Here is a 22,097-nt window from a genome sequence, read left to right as displayed (position 1 = left end):
CGCCGCCCGCCGCGCGGACGGGCGCGGCGCAGACGCCGCCATGCATGCTCGTGTCGGTCCTGATCGTCAACGCTACGCCTCTGCTAGCTCGTCTACCGCGCCGTTGCGGCCGCGGTCGCCGTGGGGATGGGCGCATTCTAGCCGGCAAACCGACGATCGCCCGTGACCTGCACGTCGCGACGCGAGCGCCGTCAGTGCCGATCCGACGCCGGCCGCCGCGCCGCCTGCCGCTGCGCCAGCTCAAAGGCTTCGGCCAGCAGCGGCTGCAGGCGTTCGAAGGTGAGCCGGCTCGGGTTGAGCACGCTGACCCAATGCATGCGCGCATACATCGGATGCGGCATCAACCGGTCGAGCGCGGTGTAGTCCCAGGCCTCGTCCTGCGCGGTCTCAAACACGGCCGCGAAGCCGGGCTTGCTCAGGCCGAGGTTCAGGCGGAACACGCCGTCGCGGTCGAGCCGGGACAGGTGATCGAAGTCGTTGTCGCGGGTGACCACGGTGGCGAACGGAAAATGGCGTTCCGCGCCGAAGAAAAAGAACCAGTCGCCGCCCTCGCCCTCGACCGCCTGGACCGCTTCGACCGCATCGAAGGCCGCGACGATGCCGTCGATCACCTGCTGCTGGGTCATCGATTCGGCGCCGGGATCGATCGGGTGCATGGCATTACCTGCGGGTGAAAACGGGGCCGATACCTTAGCGCAAGGCCGCGGCGGCGAACGTAACGCGGCGCCGGCGCGAACGCCTACTCCACCGGATACGGAATGCCTTCGAACGCGGTGGCGTGATAGCCCTTGATGCCGACCTCGTGCGCGAGCGGGCTGCGGAAATCCAGGCCCGCGCTCAGGCAGTCGAGCACGTAGCTAAAACCGTAGCGCGGCTCCCAGCGCAGATCGCGCCGGGCCGCCTCGTTGACGTAGACCCGGTCCAATCGTGGAAACAGGCGCCAGCCCTTGGCCGCGTACAGATCGCGGCACTGCGGGAACAAGCGCTCGACCACGCCGGCGGCATCGTCGTGCAGCGCCTGCAGATCGGCCTGCGCGAACGGCGTGGTCGCCGAGACGATGTAGCGGCCGAAGCCCAGCGCGGGCGCGCGTTCGATCGCGCACAGATGCGCCTGGACCACATCGTCGAGGTCGGCGCGACGGTACAGCAGCTCGTTGGCCTGGACGTTGGCCGGCGCATACACGCTGCGCACCGCGGCATCGTCGTCGTCCTCGGGAAAGAAGCGCGAGGTACGCAGCACCAGCAGCGGCAGCCCGTGCTTGCGATGGAACAGCTCGCACAAACCTTCGGCGGCGATCTTGGTGGCGCCGTAGATGTTCTTGGGGATGGGCGCGACCTGCTCGGTGATCCAGGTCGCCGGCCCGTCCGGCGGCGGCTTCAACGCCGCGCCGAACGCGCTGGTGGTGCTGGTGAACACGAACGATTCGACCCCGGCCTTCAATGCCGCCTCAAGCAGGTTCAAGGTGCCCGAGACGTTGGTGTCGACGAAGTCCTGGTAGCTGTGGGTCGCCACATGCGGCTTGTGCAGGGTCGCCGAATGGATCACGCAGCGCACGCCGTGCATCGCCTCCTCGACGAAGCCGCGATCGGCGATCGAACCGACCCGGTCGGTGAATGCGGACGGCTTGATGTCGACGCCGCGCGCCGCGCGCGACTGCGCGCGCAGGCGGCGCATCAGCCCTTCGCCGAGGTGGCCGGCGCTGCCGGTAACGAGGACGGTCATTCGAAGGCTCCGCAAAGAGTGACGCGCCGAGGTCGGCGGACCTCGGCGATAGCGTGCGTGGATGGCGCGCAGATTAACAAGCGTGCGGGCGTGGCGTCATCCCTGCTGGCGCGATGGCGCGCTGACGCGGGTGATGCGAGCGACTGCGCATGCGAACGCGCTGCGCGCAGCGTGGTCATCCGGCGATGGGCTGTGCTGCTTTGATGAGTGCTCGATGCGTGTCGATTGAGTTTCCATTTCGTAAACGGGGCCAGCAAGGGGTTCGCTTGTGCTTTTTCTTGGTTGCTTGGGCGCGGGTGAAAAGCGAATCCCCCGCGCTGAGGGTTCGATCCGACTTCGTACCGGCGCCGGGCGCTCGCCCCTTTTACAAAGTGGGCGACGGTTGACGCGATGGCCTGCTTCGCCAATGGCGTCATGCCGGGAGCCCGGGAGCCGTCGATGCCTCGCCTGCAACGACGCCACGACTGCCACGGTCGCCCCGCCCCGAAAGCGTCTTGACGCACCGCCAGATCACCTGGAGCCAGGCATGGCGCTCCCATTGACTACCCGCCCAATCGTCTCGTATAAAAGACGAAATGAGTACATTACCAGACGAAACCAGCCACCGCCTCGCCCGCCGCATCCGCCACGAGCGCGAATCGCGCGGCTGGTCGCTGGCCCAACTCGCCGATCGCTCCGGCGTGTCCAAGGCCGCGATCAGCAAGATCGAACGCGGCGAAACCAGCCCGACCGCGGCGCTGCTGGTGCGCCTGGCCGCGGCCTTCGACCTGACCCTCGCCGGCCTGCTGCTGCGCGCCGAAGCCGCCGACGCCAGCCGCGTATCGCGCGCCGCCGAGCAACCGCTGTGGCGCGATCCCGACAGCGGTTATCTGCGCCGGCAGGTGTTCCTGCGCGCCGATCACCCGGTCGAGATCGTCGAAGTCGAGATGCCGCCCGGGCAGCGCGTCGCCCTGCCCGCCGCGTCGTACGCGCGCATCCGCCAGGCGATCCGCGTGGTGTCGGGTGAACTGGCGATCGACGAAGGCGGCGAGCGCCATGTCCTGGCCGCGGGCGATTGCCTCGGCTTCGGGCCGCCGTGCGACGTGGTCCTCGCCAATACGGGCAAGGTCGCCTGCACCTACCTCGTCGTGCTGGCGCGCAGCTGAGCCATGTCGTCCATCCTCATCGCCCCGTTGTCGTCGTCGCCGCAGCGCAGCGACGACCTCGCCCGCCTGCTGATCGAGGTCGTCGCCGACGGCGGCTCGGTCGGCTTCATGCATCCGCTCGCCTACGACAGCGCGCAGCGGTTCTGGCGCGACGCCCTGGCCGCGGCCGACCGCGGCGCGCGCATCGTGCTGGCCGCGTTCGAGAGCGACACCCTGGTCGGCACCGTGAGCCTGTTGCTCGATTGCCCGCCCAATCAGCCGCATCGCGCCGAGCTGGCCAAGATGATGACCCACCCGAGTCATCGTGGTCGCGGCATCGCCGCCGCACTGGTCGGCGAGGCCGAGCGCCTGGCCGCGCGGCATCGGCGCAGCCTGCTCGTGCTCGACACCGCATCCGAGCAAGGCGCGGCCGGCTTCTACGAAAAACTCGGCTACACCCGCGCCGGCGAAATCCCCGACTACGCGCTCAAGCCGCATGGCGGGCTGACCGGCACGGTGCTGTTTTGGAAACGCCTCGGGGCCCTTGCCGATGCGACGGCGTTCCCGCCTCGCGCCGGCCATGACCGGGACGATCGCGCGCAAGCGCAAGCCTGACGCGCGCTACGCGCCGCGCTCGCGTCGCTGCGAAAGTCGCACCGCGACTGCGCGCAGCCTCCTTCTACACGCCGCGACAACACGCTTGTTACGAAGCCCACACAAAGCCGAACGGCGGCTCGCGCGATGACGCTCGTCCCCGCGGATCAGACGTCGCCGTCACGCCGCGCACCGCAACGTCGGCCTGCCGCAACGACGCGGCGCATCGCGGAGACCCGCTCATGATGGGCATCATCATCTGGCTGGTCGTCGGCGGCATCATCGGCTGGATCGCCAGCTTGCTGATGCGCACCGACGGACAGCAAGGCATCTTCCTCAATATCGTCGTCGGCATCGTCGGCGCCTTCATCGGCGGCTGGCTCGGTTCGATCCTGGGCATGGGCGGTTCGGACATCAACGACGGCAATTTCAGCCTCGGCGGCCTGATCGTGTCGCTGCTCGGCGCCATCGTGCTGCTCGGCGTCGTCAACCTGTTCCGCCACGGGCGCGTGCGCTGATACGCGAACGCACGCCGCCCGACGGCTCGCACCCCGTGCGCGCACCCGCTTTCCGGAGAACGTAATGCATACACCGCAAGAGCTCGAAACCAAGCTGTGGAAGTCGCTGCAGTCCGACCGGACCTTGATGCTCGGCCTGCACGGCGTCGACGAAGGCCACACCCGGCCGATGACGGCCAACGTCGAGGACGGCAGCCGCATCGTCTGGTTCTTTACCTCCACCGACAACGCCCTGGTGCAGGCGGTGCAGCCCGGCAGTCGCGCGATCGCCGCGTTCGCATCCAAGAACCACGACCTGTTCGCCAGCCTGTCCGGACGCCTGACCGTCGACACCGACCGCGCGGTGATCGAGCGCCTGTGGAACCCGTTCATCGCGGCCTGGTACGAAGGCGGCAAGACCGATCCGAAACTCGCGCTGTTGCGCCTGGACGCCGAGCACGCGGAGATCTGGCTCAACGAGAACAATCTGCTGGCCGGGGTCAAGATGCTGCTCGGCATCGACCCGAAGAAAAGCTACGAAGACAAGGTCGCGAACGTCGACCTTCGCTGAGTTCGCACGCTTACCCCGCAGCAACGACACCCGCCGACACGGCGGGTGTCGCGCATGAGCGCCTACTGCGCCTGCAGCTTGTTGACCATGCGCTGATAATCGCGCCGGTATTGCTTGCCCAGCTTGAGCTTGTCGCCCGCGCCGATCAGCCTGCCCGAGACCTGGAAGAACTTGGTTTCCTCTTCCTTGAGGTGATGGTGGACCTTCTTCGACAGCTTGCGCATGGTGTTCATCCAGCCGCGATCGCCCGGCGCGCGCTCGCGCAGGTCCTCGACCAGTTCGTCCAGTTCGTGATGCTCGTGCAGCGCATGCCGCGACGAATCCAGGCCGGCATCGTTCATCAGCATCGGCACGTACAGATAGCGTTCTTCGGCCGCCTCGTGCGCGGCCAGTTCGATGCGCAGCGCGGTGAACAATTCCTGCCGTCCCTCGCCTGGCTTGGAACGCAGCAGTTTCCTGCACAGCGAGCGCTGCACCTCGTGGCTTTCACGTAGCGCGTCGTAAAGGGTGTCGGGCATGGCAGGCTCCTTGGCTGGCTCACGCGAGCATCGCCTGGCGGACGTGGCGACGCCGTGAGCCCGCGCGCGACCTCAAGCCCGGCGCCATCGCCGCGACACGTGGCGGCGCTCGGCGTCAGCTGTATTCGTAGCCCGCTCGCCGCTGCGCCGCGCGGCCCCGCAGGATCGCGCGGAACAACGGTCCAGTCAGCACGGTCGAAAGCACCGCCAGGGTGACCAGCGCGGCGAACGCGTACTCCGACAACAGGCCCTTGTCGCGAAGAATGGTGGCCGCGACGATTTCCATCAGCCCCTTGCATTGCAGCAGCGCGCCGATCGCCAGCGCCTGCCTGCGGCTGAACCGCGGCGACGGCGGACACAGCACCAGCGCGGCCAGCTTGGCCAATACCGACAAGGCCAACAACGCGAACGCCGCCTGCAGCGAGGCCCAACCGAGCGCATCACCGTCGATGCGCAAACCGCTGTGGCCGAAGAACAGCGGCGCCAGGCCGATCAGCGCGAACTGGCCCATGCCGTGCAACGGCAACCGCCGCGTCCAGCTGGGCGGAATGATCGCGCCGGCGAAATACGCACCGAGCAAGGCGTGCAGCCCCAATTGCGAACTCGCCCAGGCGCAGGCGGCCAGCGCGACCGGCAAGGCCAGCCACACCAGCGCGATCGGCGGCGTTGCGCCGCGACGCTCGGCCACCACGCCGAATGCGGCGAGCAACAACGGCAACGCGATGGCCACGCCGTCCAGGCCCGACCAGCCCGCCAAGCCGGCGCCGCCGTCGGCGAGCAACAACAAGGCCGCCAGACCGATCCACAACACCGCGTCGTCGACCACGGCGATGGCGACCGCGGTCTGGGTCAACGACCGATGCAGCGAGCCGAGTTCGCGCACGATCCCGATCAACACCGGCAAGGCGCTGACCGCCACGCACAGGCCGATCGCGACCGCGCCGAGCCAGCCCGGCGCGCGCGGCGCGGCCCAGCCCGGCAGGCCGATGAAATGCCAGTACGCGGCGAGCGTGCCGACCAGGAACGGCAGCACCAGCGCGAGCGCGGCGCTGAGGGTGAAACGCGACAGCGACAGCGCGCCGCGCGGGTGTGGCGGTTCGCTCCCGGATTCGGATTCGGATTCGGGCGCGGCCGGGCTGTGGCGCGTCTCCAGTCCGGCGGTGAAGGCGAGCAGCAGCACGCCGACCCAGCCGACCTGATCACCGATCTTCGACGGCACGCCCAGGCCCGCGGGCAGCCAGCCGGTCGCGGCCAGCACCAGGCCGATCACGATCGGCACCACCGCCAACGGGATCGAGCGCCCGAGCGCGCGCCAGAGGCCCCACGACAGGAGAATGAAGATCAGGGCATCGGTCAGGGCGGCGAGGATGGGCTGCATGCGCGGCATGATATCGGCGTTGACGCCGCGCGGGAGCCGTCGCGCGGTCGGAGCGTGCGAAGTCGCCGCTGCCTCGGACCTGCCTCGCGCCATGGCCGAACCCATCGACTCACTCAAACTCACCGCCGTGCCGGCGCCCGAGCGGCCGTTGCGATCGGCACAGATGCAGATTCGATTCGAGCCAACCGCAAAGCGTCGCGGTCGAGGCTGCTCTCACCCAGACCACGTGGATTTGCGCGCGACGACCGGCGAGCGCCCGTCGTGTTTTTTGTCGGCTAGGTCGTGTTTCAGTTTGGTTACTCCCGAGTAGGCTGAAGCCGCAGGGACGACTGCGCGACGAAGGGACGACCATGACCCGCGACGATCGCGTCATTACCTGGGCGATAGCCATCACCTTCGTCCTGTCCGCGCTGGCCATGGCCGGCATCGTGGTGAAGAGCCAGGCCCTCCACGATCGTTTTTTCATGGCGGACGAGCCCGCCGCGGCGTCGGTCCGCGCAGCGGATGGATCGACGGCTGTCTCGCCGGGTCCCCGGTCGCGGCATCGGCCGATCGATGCCGCGGCGATGACGCCGTTCGTACATTACTGGTCGAGCGCACAGCGCTCCCACCATCGGGTCGTACCCGATTCGGCCGTAATCGAGCTTGCGAACGACGAGCGGGCGCTCTCGTTCGAAGCCGATCACCGACGCCGCGACGAACGTTGATTCGACAGCGGCCGTCATCGAGATGGAATAAACCCATCGCCGCGATCCACGCACCGCAAGACACGCATCCCAAGCCACGCGCTGCACAAAGCCCAAAGCGTTTTCGCACGTCGTGTAAACGCAAGACCGTTTTCTGCGCACCGACATTTCGGCGTGCATACGCAATGCATGACGGGCCGAACACCGCCTTTCCCGCTCGGCCTTCCATCGAATCGCCCATCGCCCTGGCATCGACGAAAACCATCGGCAACAGCGCCGAGTGCTCAGAAAAACAGCGGCGCAACAAGACTGTTCTTATCGGTTTTCGACCCACACAATCCGGCTCCCCGTACGGAGCGAAACATCATGAAATCGTTGATTTTCCTGGGTATTGCAATTATCGCAGAAGTAGTGGCAACGTCCGCGCTCAAGGCGAGCGACGGATTCACCAGGCCGGTGCCGTCGCTGATCGTGGCGGCCGGCTATATCGTGGCCTTCTACTTTCTCTCGCTCGCGTTGCGATCGATTCCGGTCGGCGTGGCGTACGCGGTCTGGGCCGGCCTGGGCGTGGTGCTCGTAAGCGTTTTCGCCTGGTTCCACTACGGCCAGAAACTCGACGCCGCCGCCGGCATCGGCATGGCCTTGATCGTGTCCGGAGTGGTGGTCATGAATCTGTTCTCGAAGTCCATCGCGCATTGAAGGCGCGATCGCCGATACCGCCATCGCGTTTCCGCCCCGTGCAGGAGGCATCGCCATGCTAGCCACCGCGGCCGCCATCCATTGCACGGTGCTCGGTTCGCGGACGGTCGCGAACGCGCCCGCCGCGCACCTCATCGAAGGCTCAGGCGCGAAGCAGGCAAGCTCCGACGACGACATCGCCGCGCCGTCGCCGATTGCGACAGCGACGACGGTCACAGCGGTGGATCGTTGACGACCTTCCAACCCGCCGACTTGAGGTTTACGCTCTGTACAAGCGAACGGTCGCCGCCGATTCCTTCGGCGACCGGGCGCCGCCGAAGGAATCGGAACGCGCCGCATCGCGCACCTGCCGGGCAACGTGCATCGTCACAAGGAGCTTCACCATGAACACGCGAAACACGATCGTCAGCGCCGTGGTCGCGTTGCTCTCGGCGGGATGGCTGTTTCCGATGTGGCTGGGAGTTTCGACCTGTCTTTCGTTCTGGTCGCTGGAAGGCGGGCCGATGCTGCCCGGCCGTCAAACCGGCAATTCGTTTCCTTTCCTCGCGTTCGCCGGCGATTGCTTCGCCTGGGGTTTCGCCTGGCTCGGCGTGGTCGTCGTGTTCTGGTCGTATGTCGGCTTCTCGGCGGTCCTGCGGCTGGGCGAAGTTCGCGCCTAGCCTTCCAACAACTGCACAGCTGCATCCCGGAGGCCCATGGCCATCAGGAACTCAGGCTGGACCATCTCGGCGGTGAACTCGAACGGCTGGCCGTGCCAGCTCACCTGCATACGCCAGGTCGACGTCACCACCCTGCCCGACGGCTCCGAACAGGTCCGGCAGTTGTCGCTGCAGATCCGCGACACCCGCGGCGTGGTGCTGCGGCCCAAATCGACCGGCGTGTACGTCAACGATTTCGAAGCGGTGACCTATTGGTCGGTGGACGTGCATGCGCCCTAGCGGCAGCGACCGGCGAAGGTGAAGATCCGATCGCCGCGCTCGCGCGTCGGATGCTTTGAATCAGGCAGCGGAAAGACCAGTTCAACCGGCCTTGCGTTGCGATAGAGTTCACCGCGCGGCGGCCGCTCGCCGCCGCGCGAGGCCGCGCGAGGCCGCATGCAGTTTTTCTCGCGGCGATCGAACTCTCATCGAGGTGGCATGTCGTTCAAACGCTTCGTCTGGCTGATCCTGGGCTCGTTGCTGGCCATGAGCGCGGCCGTGTTCGCGCTAGTGGCGATCAACCTCGTCGGCGGCACGCTGGCGCCATGGCTGGGATTTTCGCCGGGCGGCGCCGTCCGCCTGGTTTGGGACCTGGCCTGGGCGATCGCCGGCGGGATCGCCGCGATCGCGACTGCGAGCTGGTGCGCGCCGGCGGCGCCGCGTCGCCATGCGCTGGTCGGTTTCGCCGCCTTGCTGATCGCCGCCGTCTACGCGGTGCTGCAACTGGGCGGCGACTTTCCGCCATGGTTCTGCGCCGGCCTGCTGCTGAGCCTGCCGCTGCAAGGCTGGCTCGGAGCGAGCTGGGCGCTGAAGCTGAAAAATCAAGCGCTCTTGCCTGCGCGTCCACGGCGTCCTCAGCAAGACAACGCATAAGCGCTTCGCCGCAATCCGCCACAACCGCTAGGGCAACGGCGCCTGGTCCATGCCGTGTTCGACTTCGACGATGCGCTTGCGCCGCTTGATCTTTTCCAGTTGCAGCGACTTGTCGTCGAGGCAGGCATGGATCCGGTCGAACTCCGCCTGCTCCACTTCGCGGCACCTGCCCGAACGCAGGATCACATTGGCGATCAATCCATCGAAGTTCGCCTTTGTGACGATGCGATGGTGAATCGTATTGTTGACGGTGCGGCCCAAGCTCATGCTGAAATCGAACAGGATGCGACGGGCCTGCAAACCGTGTTCGACCGGCTCGATCTTCCACATCACGAATACGTCGTTTCGGTCCAGTTGGATCGATCCTTCGTCGAGGATGGCGCTGTCGAGAAAATGACGGTTCATCGCTGAAGTATGGGCATTTGCGCCAACCCGGCAAGCGATCGGGCATTCGGGCCGGCGACCTCGCGGTGTCGCTTCGCCCGAATGCCCATGCCGGCGGCGCGGATGGCCGCCGCACTCACCCCCACGCCGCCCGCGCCGCGGCTCAGCTCTGGTGGATCTCGATCCCGCCATCGAAACCGTTGCCTTGTGCGCCCGGGAAATTGATCGGCAACGCACCGAGCACCGGGCCGCCGGCAACGTTGCCGGCCGGCAGCGCCTGGCGGCCGTTCATGGCTTGCGGCAGCGCGGGCCGCACGAAACCCTGCGGGAACGCCCCGACCGCCGTGCGCGGGTAATTGCCGATGTTCGCCGCGGCGACCTGAGGCGACACATTCACCGGCTTGGCGATCCGCACCGCGCGCCACAGGATGCGGATGAATTCCGGCGCGTAGGAATACAGGTTCTGGTTGTTGGTCGTCGCCGGATGCGAGAACGGACTCGCCGAGGCCTGCACGCAGTAATAGACGCCGTACCACGCATCGCGCTGACCTCCCGTCTCGTATTGGTAACTCGCTGCGAGATAAGCGTCGATATAGCTTTCGACCGTCGCATGGTTGGAGTTGGCCACGCCGGTGAGCGGCACCAGGTTGTTCCACGAGCCGCCCGGGCCGCCCCAGCGCCCGTTGACGAGATGGCCGCGAATCCATGCGTAGGTGCCGTCCTGTATGAACGTCACCGGCGGTCCGCCATTGAGCAAGCGATCCCATGGCGCACCCGTGGCGGTCGGGACGTTGCTGCCCTGCTGCCCGGGCATGATCAGGTCCGGCCCGAGTATCGCCGACGCGCAGGTTCCGGCGAAGTTGGCGATCTGCCGGACCGCGAGCGCGCCGGCCTGGTATTGCGTGGTGGTGAACATCGGCTGGTTGGTGCTCCAGTGCGGATTGCCGGGCGCGCCGGTGTAGATGATTCTGCTCATGCGGGTTACCTGCCGGGTCGTAGGTCGAGGGTGGGTCGGGTCGTGGAATCGGCGAACCAGGACGCCGCGCGCAACGACACATCGACGACGGACCCGAATCCGCGATCGCGCAACGGCTCGTCGGGGATAACGCGCGAACCGATTCGCTTGTGAAGGCGAAGCGGACCGAAGCGCGAATGCGCGGCGCAACCGCGCTAGGCACCTTCGACGCGACATGGCACGATCCCGCCGATGACCCGCCCGCCCACCGAAGCCGTCCACCTGCGCGATCTCGCGCGACTGCGTCGCGTGCGCGACCGGATCGACCGCGACTACGCGCAGCCGCTCGACGTCGAGGCGCTCGCCAGCGGCGTGGGCATGTCGGCCGGGCATCTGAGCCGCCAGTTCCGCCTCGCCTATGGCGAATCGCCCTATTCCTATCTGATGACCCGGCGCATCGAACGCGCGATGGCGCTGCTCGATCGCGGCGACCTGAGCGTCACCGAGGTCTGCTTCGAGGTCGGCTGCTCATCGCTGGGCACTTTCAGCACCCGTTTCACCGAACTGGTCGGGGTGCCGCCCAGCGTCTACAAGCAACAGGCGGCGCGCGCGAGCGAGGGGCTGCCGCCGTGCGTGGCGAAGCAGGTGGCGCGACCGATCAGGAATCGAGAAGCGCCCGGCGGCGGCTCGACCTAGCATGACGTCTCGCCCCACCCCACCCAGGACATCTGCCATGAACATCAGCATCCACGCGAGCTTTCTCCCGCACAACGACGCCGACGCCGCGCTGGCGTTCTACCGCGACACCCTCGGTTTCGAGGTCCGCAAGGACGTCGCCTTCGGCGGCATGCGCTGGATTACCGTCGGTCCGGTCAACCAGCCGGCCACCTCGATCGTGCTGCATCCGCCGGCGGCCAGCCCCGGCATCACCGACGAGGAACGCCGCACGATCGCCGAGATGATGGCCAAGGGCACCTACGCGATCATCACGCTCGCCACGCCCGATCTCGACGGCGTGTTCGCGCGCCTGCAGGCGGGCGGCGCCGAGATCGTGCAGGAGCCGATCGAGCAGCCGTATGGCGTGCGCGATTGCGCGGTACGCGATCCGGCCGGCAACTTGATCCGCATCAACGAGCTGCGCTGAGCCGCGCGCGCGTTGCAGCACCTCGCGTTGCGGGGTGCTGGGCGCTTGCCGTGCTTAGGTGGGGGCTTGAGCCCAGACGCTTTTGTCCGGGATCGCGATGCAGTCGGTTACAGGCCAACGCAAAACAACCTGGTCTGATCGCAAAGCGTCGGGGCTCAAGCCCCCCACAAAAGACCTCGAAGCTTCACGCCACTGTCGACATATTCATCGGCGCATTCGATGCACCGTCATTGGCGCTGCAATCCGCAACGCCACCGCCATCGGCATCGCGAGCGACACCGCATCTCAGAACGCCGGCAACACCGCGCCGCGGTACTTCCTGGTGATGAAGTCCTTGACCTGCGGGCTGGTCAGCGCGGCCGCCAGCTTGAGCACGCGCGGGTCCTTGAGGTTGTCGGGACGACCGACCAGGAAGTTCACGTACGGCGAATCGGAGCCTTCGATCGCCAGCGCGTCCTTGGTCGGGTCCAGGCCGGCGTCGAGCGCGTAGTTGGTGTTGATCAGGGCCAGGTCGACCTGACTGAGCACGCGCGGCAGCATCGCCGAATCGAGCTCGCGGAACTTGAGCTGCTTCGGGTTGGAGGTGATGTCGCGCAGCGTCGCCAGCGAATCGGTCGGATCGCGCAACTGGATCACCCCGGCCTTGTGCAGCAGGATCAGCGCGCGGCTGTTGTTGCTCGGGTCGTTCGGGATCGCCACGTCGGCGCCGCTCGGCAGTTCCTGCAGCGACTTGAACTTGCGCGAGTACGCGCCGAACGGTTCGATATGCACCCCGACAATGGTGGTCAGCTGGGTGCCGCGGCTCTTGTTGTAGGCGTTGAGGTAGGGCTCGGTCTCGAAGTAGCTCACATCGATGAGCTTCTGCGCGACCTGGTCGTTGGGCTGCACGTAATCGTTGAACACCCGCACGTCGAGTTCGACGCCTTCCTTGGCCAGCAGCGGCTTGACCACTTCGAGGATTTCCGCGTGCGGCACCGCGGTGGCCGCGACGGTGAGTTTCGACGACGCCGTGCCGGACGAACCGCAGCCGCCCAGCCCGACGGTGGCGAGCAGCAACAGCGCAAGAAGCTTTTTCATCGGGGTAATCCTCTTTCGAATGATGTGATGCGGCTCAGCGGCGGCTGAAACGTGCGACCAGCTTGTCGCCCAGGGTCTGCAGCGCCTGCACCAGCAACAGCAACAACAGCACCGTCACGAACGCCACGTCGGTATGCGAGCGCAGATAGCCGTCGCGGTAGGCCAGATCGCCCAGGCCGCCGGAGCCGATCGCGCCGCCCATGGCGGTATAACCGATCAAGGCAACCGTCGTAACCGTGGCGCCTGCGATCAATCCCGGCAAAGCTTCGGGCAACAGCGCGCGCAGCACGATCTGGCGGGTCGTCGCGCCCATCGCCTGGCAGGCCTCGATGATGCCGCGATCGACTTCGCGCAGCGCGGTTTCGACCAGGCGCGCATAGAACGGCGCCGCGCCGATGACCAGCGGCAGGATCGCGCCGCGCACGCCGAGCGAGGTGCCCATGACCGACAAGGTCAACGGGATCATCACGATCATCAAGATGATGAACGGCACCGAGCGCAGGATATTGATGACCAGCGACAACGCGCCGTACAGGCGCGGCTGCGCGCGCAGCTGGCGCGGCGCGGTCAGGAACAGGGCGATGCCCAGCGGCAGGCCGATCGCCAGGGTCAGCGGCAACGCGCCGGCCAGCATCAGCAAGGTGTCGAGCGTGGCCTGGCCGATCTCGGCCCACTTGCCCGCGTCGAGATGGGCGAACCAACCGGTGTCCGGCGTCATCGCGCGATCTCCTCGATGTGGACGCCGGCCGCGTTCAACGCGGCGATCGCCGCGTCGCTGTCGCCGCCGACCAGGGAAATGGTGAGCTGCCCGTACGGCAGGTCCTTGATGCGGTCGATGCGGCCGGCGAGGATGTTGTAGTCGACTCCGGTCTCGCGCGCGATGCGTCCGAGCAACGGCTCGTAGGTGTGCTGGCCGAGAAAGGTCAGGCGCAGCAGGCGCCCGGCGACCGCGGCGAAATCGCTGTGCAGCGCGCCTTCGTTGACGTGCTCGGCTTCGGAGACGAAACGGCGCGTGGTCGGATGACGCGGATGCAGGAACACGTCGGCGACCGTGCCGCTTTCGACCAGATGGCCGGCATCGAGCACGGCGACGCGGTCGCAGACCCGGCGGATGACTTCCATCTCGTGGGTGATCAGCACGATGGTCAGGCCGAGCTCGCGATTGATCTGCGCCAGCAGCGCGAGCACCGAGGCGGTGGTCTGCGGATCGAGCGCGCTGGTGGCTTCGTCGCACAGCAGGATGCGCGGGCGGCAGGCCAGCGCGCGGGCGATGCCGACGCGTTGTTTCTGCCCGCCGGACAATTGCGCCGGGTATTTATTGGCGTGATCGTTCAGGCCGACCCGCGCCAGCAGTTCGGCGACGCGGCGGGCGATGTCGGCCTGCGGCGTGCCGGCCAGTTCGAGCGGAAACGCCACGTTGGCCGCAACCGTGCGCGAGGACAGCAGATTGAAATGCTGGAAGATCATGCCGATGCGCCGGCGCAACGCGCGCAGCCCGGCCGGATCGAGCGCGCTCGGGTCCTCGCCGTCGACCAGCAGGCGGCCGCCGCTGGGGCGCTCCAGGCCGTTGATCATCCGGATCAGGGTGGATTTGCCGGCCCCCGAATGGCCGATGATGCCGAACACCTCGCCTTCGACGATCTGCAGATCGAGCGGTTGCAACGCCGAAACGTCGTTGCCGCCGACGCGGAACGATTTGTGGACCTGCTGGAATTCGATCATGGACCGTCGCGTGAGCACTTGGGTGCGGGGAAGGACAACGCGCCGCGAACGGCGTAGGAACCGGGGCGCCGAAGCGCCGTGCCGTCAGCCTATCATTCCGTGGATCGCCCGCCCGCGCATTGTAGGACGGGCCGAGCACCGGCGCCCGAGTCGACGGTTATGTGCTTATTCCGTGCGATCCCTTGCACTGGGGACACAAGTCCTTCAAGCGGTTCGAGCGTCCCGGCGGCAGTCTGAACACCCTGTCGGCTCGGGCCGGACCTCACCGGATCCTCCTGGACATCGGCGCCGGCCGTCCGAACTTGCCGGTCGCGCCCATCCGGCCGTCGCGCCCTGCGCGGGTTTGTCTGCGGATTGCCTCGAAGCCTTCCGGCGGCACCGAAGTTACCCATCGAAGCGACAGGCAAGTAATGAGACAATGACCGGATGCCCAACGCCTCCATTCCCGGCCCCTCCGCGGGACGCTTCGAAGAGCTCGACAGCCTCAGAGCCATAGCCGCGCTCGGAGTCATCTGTTGGCACTACGTAAACGCCTTCAAATCAGCTCCTTTTGGGCATGTACTGGCTCCCTTCTACGGGCGCGGCCTGCTCATGGTCGACTTCTTTTTCGTCCTGTCCGGGTTCGTGCTCGCCAAGGCGTTCTGGACCGACGGCCGCTCGGTCAAGTTCGGCGAAAACCTCGTTGCCCGGGTGGCGCGGATTTATCCCTTGCACCTTGCGATGCTGATCTTCGTCGCGCTGCTGCAATGGGCGTTGGTTCATAGGCTCAACGCGCCACCGTTCGTCTATGTCAACAACGACGCATACAACTTCACCCTGAACCTTCTGCTGTTGAACGGATCGGGGCTTCAGAACGGGTATTCCTTCAACGCGCCGTCGTGGTCCATCTCCACCGAGATGATCGTCAACGTCGTGTTCCTTGCCTTGATCGTGATGCCCCGTAAAGCCGCGTCGGTCGCCATGACCCTGGTCGCCGCCGCGGCCATCGCGACGGTGGCGGTGCGCGGCGTGCTCAACGGCACCATGGCGTTCGGGTGGATCGACAACGAACTGGTGCGAACGGCCGCCGGATTCTTCGTCGGTGTCGGAACGTACGCGCTTTTTCGCCGCATTCGCCCGCTGCCGTCGATCGCCGCCGACCTTGTCGTCGTGGTGGTTTCCGCCGCCGCCTACGTATACATGGCCACGCCCGGCATCACGGGAAAAGCCGGTGATTTCCTGCTGTGCCTGGTCGGCTTCCCGGTCCTGATCATCGCCGTAGTGCACAGCAGGATGGTGAAAGCGGTCCTGTCGACTCGTCCGTTGGTCTACCTTGGGGCGCTCTCGTACTCCATCTACCTGGTCCACTTCCCGCTGCAACTTTCCATACACCTCGCGGATGTGTCGGGCCTGGCAGATCCCAACTATGCCAGCCGGTGGTTCTTCGTTCTCTTCATCGGCCTGGTGATCGCCGTTGCCCACGTTACTTACCGAGCGATCGAAATGCCCGGCAAGGCGGCGATCCTGCGCGCATTCGCCAGCCGGCGATCAAAGCCGACCCGGGAGCGGGCAGCGGCCGATTCTTCAGGCTCATAACGAACTTGACGCCGCCCATCGGAGACAGCGCCGATGGCGGGAACGAAGCGGAATCAACCATCGAATCGCACCGGCGATCCGGGTGAAGGATCCGGGCGATCTTGACGCCGTCTCGCCGCGACGCTGCGCGTGCCCGCTGCAACTGACCCGGCTGCTCGCAATAGCGCCATCAACAGGCCCGGCCTCGACATAGGGCCGACCCCAGCTAGGTTCTCGATCGGCCTCGGCCTACGGTGGAAACGAGTCGTCGTTTCAACCGATGCACGGGACAGACAACCAGCAAGGAGCACGATCATGTCGATCAACGGAACCGACGCGGGCCGGTCGAACGCCGCCCAGAACGCCGCCGACGCGGCGCGATGCACCAACCCGGCCGAGAATCGGGCCTGCACCAAGGCCGAGGTCGATGCCCTGGATGCGCTCGGGGCCGCCGTGAACGCGGCCACCGACGCGGCCGAAGCCGCCGCGGCCGCCAAGGCCGCCACCGACCCCTGCAGCGCCGAGGCCGCGGCCCAGCAGGCTCAAAATGCCGCCGAACGCGCACAGGACGCCGCCAGAGCGGCGGCATCGGACCCGTCCGCGGCGGCACAGAACACCGCCAAGAATGCGGCCGATGCCGCCGCGTCGGCCGCCGCATCGGCCGCGGAAGCCAAGAACGCGGCGCGCAGCCTGTCCAATGAACGCGGCGTGGGAGCGTGCGTATCGCAGGCGCCCGGCCCGGCGCCGTCGCTGTCGTTGAACACCGTTGCCCAGCTCAACGCGATCTCGGTCAATCCCAGTACGACCGCCGGCCTGCCGTCGACGTATGCGAATGTCGCGCTCAATGCCTGACGCGGGGCGATAGGCTCGGCGGCAACAGGCTCGGCCGAAACAGCGCGCCTGTCGGCGGCGAGCCGAAGCCCGGCATGCGTCCTCAATCGGACCGCCGCCTGACGGCAGCGGCCGCTTCGCTCGCGCCCACCGGGCCCGCCGCGCTTCGCGCCTCGACCCGCTTCATGGGCTGACCTGCGCGCGACGCACCGATCCATTGACATGCCGCCGCGCCGGGCAAATGCTCGCACGGCCATCGGGCGCCCCACAGAAGGCAGCTGTCGGTCCGGACCCACGCGCGATCGCAGCCGTTCCTATCAATCGACAAGGAGAGTACGAGTGATGAACACATTGACCCGCCGCACCTTGCTGTTTTCGGCCGTGGCCCTGTTCGGGTTCTCGGCCACGGTGGTGGCCGCATGCCGGGATCGCTGGTGCACGACGAACTACTACGCCTGCCTGACCGACGCGAACGCCGACGGCGTCATAACCTATCCCGAGCGGCAGCATTGCTTCGACGAATGGAGCAACTGCCTGATCGCCAACGGTTGCCAACCGCCGTAAGCCGGACTCCTTACCAGCGTCCCGTTGAGGGACGTGCAACGAAGGCCGGCGAAAGCCGGCCTTTTTGCGTTTTCGGTGCGGGCAGATTCGACGCGATCGCGCCGCCGAAGTGGCAGCGACCGCGCGAACCCGTTGCGTATTCGTATCGTCCGCCTTGATGGGGACGGGCCACCTGCCCGGCTTGCATGACACTGATGGCGCCGCACGCACTCGTGCCCGGCATGGCGATCCAAGCCGTGACCGCGCCGCGATCGGTTGCGTTCGAGCCCGGCAGACATTCGATTTTTCCGTATAGGCTTACCGACAGTCGAGTAATTCGAATGGACACGACGACCATGACTGAAACGATGCTTGACTGGAGCGGCCCCGATCTGCTCGATGCCGCCGAGGTCCGGCGCGTGGACGGCGATCTGTTGGTCCTCGACGCCGCCGGCGGCATTTCATGCATCGACCTGGAATCAGGCGCGGTCGCCTTGCTGGGCACGGTGATTCTGCGCGAGCAGGCCATCGAAGATGACGGCCGGTACGGCGTCGCCTCACGATGGCGACTGCATGCATCCGCCGACGGTGCGTTCGCGGCGATCGTCTTCGATGGAGCAAGCCACGGCGTCGTGGTCGATCTCGACGATTTCAGGATCACCCTGACGCTCGACGGCGGCGAGTATTACCCGCAAACGGTCGCGTTCTCGCTGTGCTTCCTGTCGCTGCGCGGCAATGCGGTCGTGGTGCACCGCACCGCGTGGAATCGCCTCGACGCGTCCGACCCGCGCACCGGCGCCCTGCTGACGCAGCGCGGGCCGACCACCTACGTCGACGGCCAGGCGCCGCCGCATTACCTGGATTATTTCCACGGCCGGCTGCATCCCAATCCCTCCGGATCGCGCCTGCTCGACGACGGCTGGGTCTGGCAGCCGGTCGGCATCCCGCGCGTGTTCGATGCCGTGGCCTGGTTGACCGGCAATGTGTGGGAATCCGAAGACGGGCCGTCCGTGCTGGCGCTCACCTATTGCGACGATTGGAATGTCCCGGCCTGCTGGATCGACGACGACCGCATCGCCTTGGGCAGCATGAGCGACTGGAACGACGAGGAGTTCGCCAGCGATCCGGCGCCTGCCGGCATACGCATCGTCGACCTGAGCCAGCCGAGCACGACGCCCGACCGCAAACTGCCGATGAGCGCCGCGCCGCAAGCCTTGTTCGCGAACGCCCGCTCGATTTTCGCCGCGCATGGAACCGACACTTCGGTCTGGTCGGTGGACAGCGGCGATTGCACGCAGGTGCTGCACGAATTCCAGGCCACTCACCATCACCGGCGACGCCAGGAGCTGCTGGAAGTGACGGCTCGGCGAATCAGGCGCGTGTCGATCGCCTGAAGTTCGACGCCGTGCGAGCGCGCGCATGCGAACGCGCCTTCGCCTCGCCTCTCGGACGACAGCCCCGCTTCAACCGGATCGATACGACGATCTGTGCTCAGCCCTGCCCGCAACGCGCCACCGGCGATCAGCCCTTGCCGAACGTTTCATCGATCTTGTCGATAGCCGCCAAGGTTCCGGCTTCAAGACTCGCCTCCTGAACCTCACGCACCGTCCAGGTCGCGCCGCAGTGCGCGCAAGTGATGATGTCGTCCGGATGCGGGTCCTGAGGCTGGATGAGCTGCTCGCTTCCGCAATCGCCGCAGCGATAGTGGGTGATGGTGGTTTCCATGGTGATGTCCCTTGGTCGTTTGTCGAAGGCGATCGGGCCGCACTCGAACCGGGCCGCCGCGCGTTCGCTCACTTGGCGCCGTCGTGCCGATGCCCGCTCCAGCGCAACGGAATAATCCGCCGCGTCCACCGACACAGTTGCGCTCAACGCCATGTACGCCACGTCGTCGCCGTGCGAAGGCGCGCTTAACAAGCCGCGCAGCGGCAAACGGGCCGTCTCTACATGGCGTCGGCCGATGCCGGACAAATCACGAGACAGCGCTCAGCCGGACGCTCGGGCATAAGGAACGCCGTGGCCGGCTAACGCCACTCATTACTGCAACAGATAATCGCCGACGCCTGCGCAAGTCCCGGCGTCCACACTTGCGCCGATCAGTAATCAGCCTGCACCGACGCTTCCAGCGGCACCTCATGCGACTTCAGCCAGGCGACGATCGCGCGCCGTTCCGCCAGCGCGCGCTCGTTGAGCGCGTTGCGCGGGAACTTGAAGTAATACGACTGGAACGACGCGCCGCGCGAATTGTTCACCAACGGATTCGCGCCGCGTTCGAGCAGCAGCAACAGCGCGGCGCCGGCATTGGTGCGCGCGGCCACATGCAGCGCGGTGTCGCCGTTGCGGTCGGCCTGATTCGGATCGGCGCCGGCATCGAGCAGGATCTGCAACTGGGTCGGGTTGCCGCCCAGCAAGGCCGATTCCAGCGGCGTGGCATCGGTCTGGGTGTTGCGCACATCCGGCTTGCCGCCATGGGCCAGCACGGTGCGCAGCAACTCGGGATCGTCGGCGAACGCGGCCAGATGCACCGGGGTCTTGCCGTCGGGGCCGGCGCGATTCGGGTCGGCGCCGCCTTCGAGCAAGGCGCGCGCACTGTCCGTGTGGCCCTGCGCGATCGCCAGCATCAGCAGAGTCGACCCGTCGGCGCCCGGCGTATCGGGCGCGACGCTCTGCAACTGGCGGCGAATCTCGGCGGCGTCGCCATTGCGCACGGCGTCGGCCAAGGGCGCAAGCGTCGGACTGGCGAACGGCTCATTGCTCATGGAGGACCGTGTGCATGCGGGAAGACCGATGGCCCAAAGGCCGACAAGAACGACCGCACGATAACGCATACCCGCATGCCGCCGCATCGCCGGATCGGCGCGATCGCTGCGACGGCCGCGGGCGCGCATGAACGACGCGATCAACGTCCGGTCAGCCAACCGACGAAGTCGCTGCCCTTCTGGGCGACGAAGCCCGCGCCATCGGCGACGATTTCGACGCCTTGTCCGGCGACATCGGATGCCACCTGCGCGACATCGCCGCTGCCGGAGATCGCCCCGGACAGCAGATCGCCGAGCGGACCGCCCACGTTGTCGTCGACCGACTGCGCCAGCGACTCGGTAGTGCGATTGGCGGTATCGCCGACCGAATTCCACACGCCCTCGCCGAGATCGCCGGCGAGGCTGAAGCCGCCTTGCACGTAGTCGCCGTTCTTGAAGTCGGTATCGATCACCTCGCCGACGTCGGAAATCAGATCGTGGGTATTGATCGCGAAATCGTCCTTGAGCGGATCGGGCACCAGATTCTGCAGGTCCTTGCCGAAGTCGGACGGATTTTCGTAGCCCGCCTGCCACGGCTGCTGCTCGATCATCGCCGAGGTCAGCACGTTGGGGTTGTGGCTGAAGGCGCTGTAGGCCAGATCGCCGACGCCGTTGATCAGCGGTATCGGACTGTTACGCGCCGCTTCGCCGACCGCGTTCAAAGCCGCCAATGCGGCCGGCGGCAGATCGGGGAATTCGACCGCGGCGGCGCGCGCCAGCAAGGTGTGCTCGGTGATCGGGCCGGGCTCGACCACGATGCTGGTGCCCAGCGCGTCGGGCGCGATCAGGCCGAGCGGGCCGCCTTCCTGGGTCTGGGTCAGCAGATCGGAGTCCAGCGAGTAGGCGCGGATTTGCCCGCCCTCGGCGATGTCGCGCGCCTTCTGCGGATCGGCGAACCCCATGCGTTCCAGGGTATTGGGATGGATGCCCGAGGCGTCGAAGGTCACCGCCGGTATGCCGGTGGCCAGCGAGCCCACGGTGGCGAGGCCGCCGCCCTGCGAATGCCCGGTGATCGCCAGATTGCTCGAGGTGCCGTCGGCGCCGGGCTGGCCGAACACCGCCGCAAACTCGGTCGCGGTGTTGACCGCGGTTTCGCTGAACTTGTCCGCGGGGTCGGTCTTGAAGCCGGTGCCCTGCTCGAAGTTGTTCATCCAGTCGTCGGCGCCCTCGGCGGTGCCGCGGTAGGACAGGACGAAGTTGCCGGCGCCGTCCTGGTAGATTTCAGCGCGGTATTCCTGCGAATTGGTCGCGACCGCGTCGTTGGCGCCGAGGAACTGCAGGCGCCAGGCCTGCGGGTCCTGGATGCCGCGCGCGCTCAGGTCCTGATCGCTCACCGCGCTCCAGCCCGGCGGCGGATCGCCGCGCGTGCCGTACACCGCGGTCGCCAGCTGCGACATGGTCACGTCGAACGGCTGCGCCTGGGTGCCGCCGACGGTCTGCGCCAGCGTGCTGCCGGGCGGCAAGGCATACGGACCGCCTTGGCTCTGCGGCGGCGCGCTGGGGACCGGCAACTGCGGGTGATAGGACGGCTCGAGCCGATACGGACCCGGCGCGGGCCCGGTCGGCAGCGGCACCGTCGTGGCGGTCGTCGGCGGCGGAGGCGGCTGCCAATAGCGGGCCGCGCCGGCGTCGTTGAAGGGAGAGATGCCCATGGCCCCAGACCCCACAGCATTCAAGATCGTATCGACTCTAACCGTGTCCCGGGCCGAAACAACTGGGGGCCGCCCT

28 protein-coding genes are annotated in these 22,097 nt (G+C 67.0%); 16 read left to right on the top strand and 12 right to left on the bottom strand.

Annotation, left to right across the window (positions count from 1 at the left end):
- Window positions 1–191 precede the first annotated feature (191 nt).
- On the bottom strand, window positions 192–656 hold the full coding sequence (locus KME82_RS10215; protein ID WP_215498402.1) for a DUF6194 family protein: 465 nt from the start codon (window positions 654–656) through the stop codon (window positions 192–194).
- An 83-nt stretch (window positions 657–739) separates the two neighbouring features.
- Window positions 740–1,723 (bottom strand): NAD-dependent epimerase/dehydratase family protein, encoded by a 984-nt coding sequence (locus KME82_RS10210; RefSeq protein ID WP_215498401.1) that lies wholly within the window; start codon window positions 1,721–1,723, stop codon window positions 740–742.
- Window positions 1,724–2,298: 575 nt separating this feature from the next.
- Here KME82_RS10210 and KME82_RS10205 point away from each other — a divergent pair.
- The 4 genes from KME82_RS10205 (at window position 2,299) to KME82_RS10190 (ending at window position 4,509) form a co-directional block, all read left to right on the top strand.
- Window positions 2,299–2,868 (top strand): helix-turn-helix domain-containing protein, encoded by a 570-nt coding sequence (locus KME82_RS10205; RefSeq protein WP_215498400.1) that lies wholly within the window; start codon window positions 2,299–2,301, stop codon window positions 2,866–2,868.
- 3 nt (window positions 2,869–2,871) lie between these two features.
- Complete coding sequence (locus KME82_RS10200) at window positions 2,872–3,462, top strand: GNAT family N-acetyltransferase (RefSeq protein WP_215498399.1); 591 nt, start codon at window positions 2,872–2,874, stop codon at window positions 3,460–3,462.
- A gap of 224 nt (window positions 3,463–3,686) precedes the next feature.
- A complete protein-coding gene (locus tag KME82_RS10195) occupies window positions 3,687–3,959 on the top strand; it encodes a GlsB/YeaQ/YmgE family stress response membrane protein (RefSeq protein ID WP_215499034.1) in 273 nt (90 codons plus the stop codon).
- 64 nt (window positions 3,960–4,023) lie between these two features.
- Entirely contained in the window at window positions 4,024–4,509 is a 486-nt protein-coding gene (locus KME82_RS10190) for a pyridoxamine 5'-phosphate oxidase family protein (RefSeq protein ID WP_215498398.1), read from the top strand.
- A 62-nt stretch (window positions 4,510–4,571) separates the two neighbouring features.
- Here the strand turns inward: KME82_RS10190 and KME82_RS10185 are convergent, their stop codons facing one another.
- Window positions 4,572–5,027: a hemerythrin domain-containing protein gene (locus KME82_RS10185; protein WP_215498397.1), complete on the bottom strand. Its 456-nt coding sequence runs from the start codon at window positions 5,025–5,027 to the stop codon at window positions 4,572–4,574.
- Between the two features lie 115 nt (window positions 5,028–5,142).
- Complete coding sequence (locus KME82_RS10180; RefSeq protein ID WP_215498396.1) at window positions 5,143–6,405, bottom strand: cation:proton antiporter; 1,263 nt, start codon at window positions 6,403–6,405, stop codon at window positions 5,143–5,145.
- A gap of 350 nt (window positions 6,406–6,755) precedes the next feature.
- Here KME82_RS10180 and KME82_RS10175 point away from each other — a divergent pair, with 350 nt between their 5' ends.
- The 6 genes from KME82_RS10175 to KME82_RS10150 all read left to right on the top strand — a co-directional run bounded on the left by KME82_RS10175 (window position 6,756) and on the right by KME82_RS10150 (window position 9,361).
- Window positions 6,756–7,112, top strand: coding sequence for a hypothetical protein (locus KME82_RS10175; RefSeq protein ID WP_215498395.1), 357 nt, complete (start codon window positions 6,756–6,758; stop codon window positions 7,110–7,112).
- Window positions 7,113–7,457: 345 nt separating this feature from the next.
- A complete protein-coding gene (locus KME82_RS10170) occupies window positions 7,458–7,790 on the top strand; it encodes a DMT family transporter (RefSeq protein WP_215498394.1) in 333 nt (110 codons plus the stop codon).
- Window positions 7,791–7,845: 55 nt separating this feature from the next.
- Complete coding sequence (locus tag KME82_RS10165; protein WP_215498393.1) at window positions 7,846–8,022, top strand: hypothetical protein; 177 nt, start codon at window positions 7,846–7,848, stop codon at window positions 8,020–8,022.
- A 151-nt stretch (window positions 8,023–8,173) separates the two neighbouring features.
- Entirely contained in the window at window positions 8,174–8,449 is a 276-nt protein-coding gene (locus KME82_RS10160; RefSeq protein ID WP_215498392.1) for a hypothetical protein, read from the top strand.
- 36 nt (window positions 8,450–8,485) lie between these two features.
- Window positions 8,486–8,728 carry a hypothetical protein gene (locus tag KME82_RS10155; RefSeq protein ID WP_215498391.1) on the top strand — a complete coding sequence of 81 codons (243 nt, stop codon included), beginning with the start codon at window positions 8,486–8,488 and terminating at the stop codon, window positions 8,726–8,728.
- Between the two features lie 198 nt (window positions 8,729–8,926).
- Window positions 8,927–9,361, top strand: coding sequence for a hypothetical protein (locus tag KME82_RS10150; RefSeq protein ID WP_215498390.1), 435 nt, complete (start codon window positions 8,927–8,929; stop codon window positions 9,359–9,361).
- 27 nt (window positions 9,362–9,388) lie between these two features.
- Here KME82_RS10150 and KME82_RS10145 read toward each other — a convergent pair whose 3' ends face one another.
- Both KME82_RS10145 and KME82_RS10140 read right to left on the bottom strand, forming a co-directional pair.
- Complete coding sequence (locus tag KME82_RS10145) at window positions 9,389–9,937, bottom strand: hypothetical protein (protein ID WP_215498389.1); 549 nt, start codon at window positions 9,935–9,937, stop codon at window positions 9,389–9,391.
- Entirely contained in the window at window positions 9,909–10,721 is an 813-nt protein-coding gene (locus tag KME82_RS10140; RefSeq protein WP_215498388.1) for a hypothetical protein, read from the bottom strand. The genes KME82_RS10145 and KME82_RS10140 overlap by 29 nt, the downstream gene beginning before the upstream one ends.
- Before the next feature lie 231 nt (window positions 10,722–10,952).
- On the opposite strand from KME82_RS10140, the gene KME82_RS10135 reads away from it, so the two are divergent.
- Together KME82_RS10135 and KME82_RS10130 are read left to right on the top strand one after the other, a co-directional pair.
- Window positions 10,953–11,396, top strand: a complete 444-nt coding sequence (locus KME82_RS10135; protein WP_215498387.1) for a helix-turn-helix transcriptional regulator — start codon at window positions 10,953–10,955, stop codon at window positions 11,394–11,396.
- A 37-nt stretch (window positions 11,397–11,433) separates the two neighbouring features.
- The gene (locus KME82_RS10130) at window positions 11,434–11,844 is read left to right on the top strand and encodes a VOC family protein (RefSeq protein WP_215498386.1); all 411 of its coding nucleotides are present in this window, start codon (window positions 11,434–11,436) and stop codon (window positions 11,842–11,844) included.
- Between the two features lie 285 nt (window positions 11,845–12,129).
- Here the strand turns inward: KME82_RS10130 and KME82_RS10125 are convergent, their stop codons facing one another.
- The 3 genes from KME82_RS10125 to KME82_RS10115 are packed head-to-tail and all read right to left on the bottom strand — an operon-like array spanning window position 12,130 to window position 14,643.
- Window positions 12,130–12,921 (bottom strand): MetQ/NlpA family ABC transporter substrate-binding protein, encoded by a 792-nt coding sequence (locus tag KME82_RS10125; RefSeq protein ID WP_215498385.1) that lies wholly within the window; start codon window positions 12,919–12,921, stop codon window positions 12,130–12,132.
- Window positions 12,922–12,955: 34 nt separating this feature from the next.
- Window positions 12,956–13,639, bottom strand: coding sequence for a methionine ABC transporter permease (locus KME82_RS10120; protein WP_215498384.1), 684 nt, complete (start codon window positions 13,637–13,639; stop codon window positions 12,956–12,958).
- Window positions 13,636–14,643, bottom strand: a complete 1,008-nt coding sequence (locus KME82_RS10115; RefSeq protein WP_215498383.1) for a methionine ABC transporter ATP-binding protein — start codon at window positions 14,641–14,643, stop codon at window positions 13,636–13,638. The genes KME82_RS10120 and KME82_RS10115 overlap by 4 nt, the downstream gene beginning before the upstream one ends.
- 426 nt (window positions 14,644–15,069) lie before the next feature.
- On the opposite strand from KME82_RS10115, the gene KME82_RS10110 reads away from it, so the two are divergent.
- The 4 genes from KME82_RS10110 to KME82_RS10095 all read left to right on the top strand — a co-directional run bounded on the left by KME82_RS10110 (window position 15,070) and on the right by KME82_RS10095 (window position 18,965).
- Complete coding sequence (locus KME82_RS10110; protein WP_215498382.1) at window positions 15,070–16,218, top strand: acyltransferase family protein; 1,149 nt, start codon at window positions 15,070–15,072, stop codon at window positions 16,216–16,218.
- Window positions 16,219–16,512: 294 nt separating this feature from the next.
- Window positions 16,513–17,049 (top strand): hypothetical protein, encoded by a 537-nt coding sequence (locus tag KME82_RS10105; RefSeq protein ID WP_215498381.1) that lies wholly within the window; start codon window positions 16,513–16,515, stop codon window positions 17,047–17,049.
- A gap of 321 nt (window positions 17,050–17,370) precedes the next feature.
- Window positions 17,371–17,592: a hypothetical protein gene (locus KME82_RS10100; protein ID WP_215498380.1), complete on the top strand. Its 222-nt coding sequence runs from the start codon at window positions 17,371–17,373 to the stop codon at window positions 17,590–17,592.
- Between the two features lie 335 nt (window positions 17,593–17,927).
- A complete protein-coding gene (locus KME82_RS10095) occupies window positions 17,928–18,965 on the top strand; it encodes a hypothetical protein (RefSeq protein WP_215498379.1) in 1,038 nt (345 codons plus the stop codon).
- A gap of 127 nt (window positions 18,966–19,092) precedes the next feature.
- Here KME82_RS10095 and KME82_RS10090 read toward each other — a convergent pair whose 3' ends face one another.
- The 3 genes from KME82_RS10090 to KME82_RS10080 all read right to left on the bottom strand — a co-directional run bounded on the left by KME82_RS10090 (window position 19,093) and on the right by KME82_RS10080 (window position 22,021).
- Window positions 19,093–19,449, bottom strand: coding sequence for a hypothetical protein (locus KME82_RS10090; protein WP_215498378.1), 357 nt, complete (start codon window positions 19,447–19,449; stop codon window positions 19,093–19,095).
- 218 nt (window positions 19,450–19,667) lie between these two features.
- Entirely contained in the window at window positions 19,668–20,330 is a 663-nt protein-coding gene (locus KME82_RS10085; protein WP_215498377.1) for an ankyrin repeat domain-containing protein, read from the bottom strand.
- A 140-nt stretch (window positions 20,331–20,470) separates the two neighbouring features.
- Window positions 20,471–22,021, bottom strand: a complete 1,551-nt coding sequence (locus KME82_RS10080; RefSeq protein ID WP_215498376.1) for a hypothetical protein — start codon at window positions 22,019–22,021, stop codon at window positions 20,471–20,473.
- Between the last annotated feature and the right edge of the window lie 76 nt (window positions 22,022–22,097).

This window comes from Lysobacter capsici (assembly GCF_018732085.1).
Lineage (GTDB): Bacteria > Pseudomonadota > Gammaproteobacteria > Xanthomonadales > Xanthomonadaceae > Lysobacter > Lysobacter capsici_A.
This window is presented reverse-complemented; position numbering and strand designations above follow the sequence as displayed.